This is a genomic window from Pseudomonas sp. P5_A12 (genome assembly GCF_056400685.1).
Genome location: NZ_JBFUKU010000459.1, coordinates 1 through 2897, shown reverse-complemented (window position 1 = coordinate 2897; position 2897 = coordinate 1). Strand labels below are relative to the sequence as shown.

General features: G+C 58.2%; 2 protein-coding genes. One reads left to right on the top strand and one right to left on the bottom strand.

The genetic code is table 11. The features are described 5' to 3' along the window. Positions 1–284: 284 nt before the first annotated feature. Entirely contained in the window at positions 285–1274 is a 990-nt protein-coding gene (gene tauA / locus AC1DSG_RS29845) for a taurine ABC transporter substrate-binding protein (protein WP_477794083.1), read from the top strand. Between the two features lie 112 nt (positions 1275–1386). Here tauA and argA read toward each other — a convergent pair whose 3' ends face one another. Then, positions 1387–2685 carry an amino-acid N-acetyltransferase gene (gene argA / locus AC1DSG_RS29840; RefSeq protein WP_477794082.1) on the bottom strand — a complete coding sequence of 433 codons (1299 nt, stop codon included), beginning with the start codon at positions 2683–2685 and terminating at the stop codon, positions 1387–1389. Positions 2686–2897: the final 212 nt, after the last annotated feature.

Here is a 2897-nt window from a genome sequence, read left to right as displayed (position 1 = left end):
CGCCAGAGCGTGACCCACAAGTCAATCGTAACTTTGTGTGTCTACGACCATGGTCTAATCCCCCGTTTTTTGGTCAGTGTTGGTCATGAGCCCGTCATAAATCTGCAAAGAACTAGCCCGTTCGTTTCTCATACCTTTTAGGAATTTAGCGCTGCACCCCACGTTGCCCCGGAATAGAGCCCCCAGCTCATAAGCTAATTACCAAATGGTATTTATTAGATGTTTTTTAGATCGTTTAGCGTTTGAAGCAATTCGGAAACAAACCCTCACTCAAAGGCGACGCCATGACGATCAGACGCGAACTATCCAGCCTATTTGTTACAGTTTGTGTGTCCCTGATAATTTCACATTCCGCTCAAGCGGCCAACCTGACTGTGGGTTATCAAACCGGCATCGACCCCAGCAAAGTCCCCCAGGCGGACGGTGTGTACGAGCAAGCCATTGGCCAGAAAATTGACTGGCGCCGATTCAACAGCGGCCCTGAAGTGGTGACCGCCATCGCTTCCGGTGACGTGCAGATTGGCAACCTCGGCTCCAGTCCTTTGGCCGCAGCCGCCTCGCGCAATCTACMGATAGTCGCGTTCATCGTGTCTGCCCAGATCAATGCGGCTGAAGCCCTCGTGGTGCGCAACGGGAGCGGTATCGACAATCCGCAAGATCTGATCGGCAAGACCATTGCCACCCCCTTCGTTTCAACCTCTCACTACAGTTTGCTCGGCGCACTGAAGCATTGGGGCCTGGACGCTTCGAAAGTCAAAGTGGTGAATTTGCAACCGGCGGAGATCGCTGCAGCGTGGAAGCGTGGTGATATTGATGGCGCGTTTGTCTGGTCACCCGCGCTGGGGGAAATTCGCAAGACAGGCAAGACGTTGACGGATGCCGCGCAGGTCGGTCAATGGGGGGCGCCGACGTTCGAAGTCTGGGTCGCGCGTAAGGATTACGCCGAGAAACACCCTGATGTGGTGGCAAAATTTGCCAAGGTCACCCTGGACTCGTTCGCCGACTACGCTGCGCATAAAGACAGCTGGACCGCCGATTCGCTGCCCGTGCAGAAAATCGCCAAACTGACCGGTGCCAATGCGGCCGACGTACCGGAACTGTTGGCCGGCTCTGCGTTTCCGGATGCCAAGGCCCAGCAGACCACCGCGCTACTGGATGGCGGCACGGCCAAGGCGATTGGTGAGACGGCGAAGTTCTTGAAGGAGCAGGGGAAGGTAGAGACTGTGCTGCCGGATTATTCGGCGTATGTCAGTGCGAAGTTTGTTGCTGAGTAGTTGTCAGGGGGCTGCTGCGCAGCCATCGCGAGCAGGCTCGCTCCCACAAGGGATCTCCAGTGAATGCAGATCCAGTGTAGGAGCGAGCCTGCTCGCGAAGGGGGCGCCACAGTTATAAGGTCTTTTCGAAGATCTTCGAATTACGCTGATAGTTGTACAGCGAAGCCCGCGCTGACGGCAGGCGTTCGACGCTGCTCGGCACAAACCCGCGCTCGCGGAACCAGTGAGCGGTCCGGGTCGTCAGCACGAACAGGGTTTTCAAACCCTGGGCCCGGGCACGGGTTTCGATGCGCTCCAGCAGTTCATCACCGCGCCCGCCATGGCGATACTCCGGGTTCACCGCCAGGCACGCCAGCTCCCCGGCGTCCGAATCGGCAATCTGATACAGCGCCGCACAAGCGATGATCATGCCTTCGCGCTCGACCACACTGAACTGCTCGATCTCACGCTCCAGTACTTCACGGGAGCGACGCACCAGAATCCCCTGCTCTTCCAGCGGGCTGATCAAATCCAGCAAACCGCCGACATCCTCAATCGCCGCTTCGCGCACAATTTCAAATTGCTCCTGCGCCACCAGCGTACCGCCACCGTCGCGAGTGAACAGCTCGGTCAACAACGCACCGTTTTCGGCATAGCTGACTATATGGCTACGCGCAACGCCGCCCCGGCACGCTTCAGCCGCCRCATCCAACAGCTCAGCCTGATAGTTGCTACCCAGACGCTGCAAATGCGCCGGCACTTGTTGCGGACGCAATTCACGCACCAGACGACCGTTTTCATCGATCAAGCCCATGTCGGCGCCGAATAGCAGCAATTTGTCCGCGCTCAGGTCGATGGCCGCACGCGTGGCGACGTCTTCGCAGGCGAGGTTGAAGATCTCGCCCGTCGGCGAATAACCCAGCGGCGACAACAACACGATGGAGCGCTCGTCCAACAGGCGATTGATGCCTTTGCGGTCGACCCGACGTACCTCGCCGGTGTGGTGATAATCCACGCCTTCGAGCACACCAATCGGCCGCGCCGTGACCAGGTTGCCGCTGGCCACCCGCAGGCGCGAGCCCTGCATGGGCGACGAGGCCATGTCCATCGACAGGCGCGCTTCAATGGCGATACGCAGCTGACCGACCGCATCGATCACACACTCCAGCGTCGCGGCATCGGTGATGCGCATGCCGTGATGGTAATGCGGGGTCAGGCCGCGCGCGGCGAGGCGGGTTTCAATTTGCGGACGGGAACCGTGTACCAGCACCAGCCGCACGCCCAAGCTGTGCAACAGCACCAGGTCGTGGACGATATTGCCGAAATTCGGGTGTTCCACACCATCGCCGGGGAGCATGACGACAAAGGTGCAATCGCGGTGGGCATTGATGTAAGGCGAAGCGTGACGAAGCCAATTAACGTATTCGGGCATGAACCTGGGCCTGTAATAAATAGCAGCCAAAAAAATGGGCGACACTGAAAACGCACAGCGGGCTGATGGTTATCGTCGGAACAGGCTTGGCGACACGCGCGCTCTCCTCAYGAATACGGGTTTGAACATCGACAATTTATACGTCAAAACACAGAACCTGTGGGAGCGAGCCTRCTCGCGATGAGGCCATAACATTCAGCATCTGTGTTGAC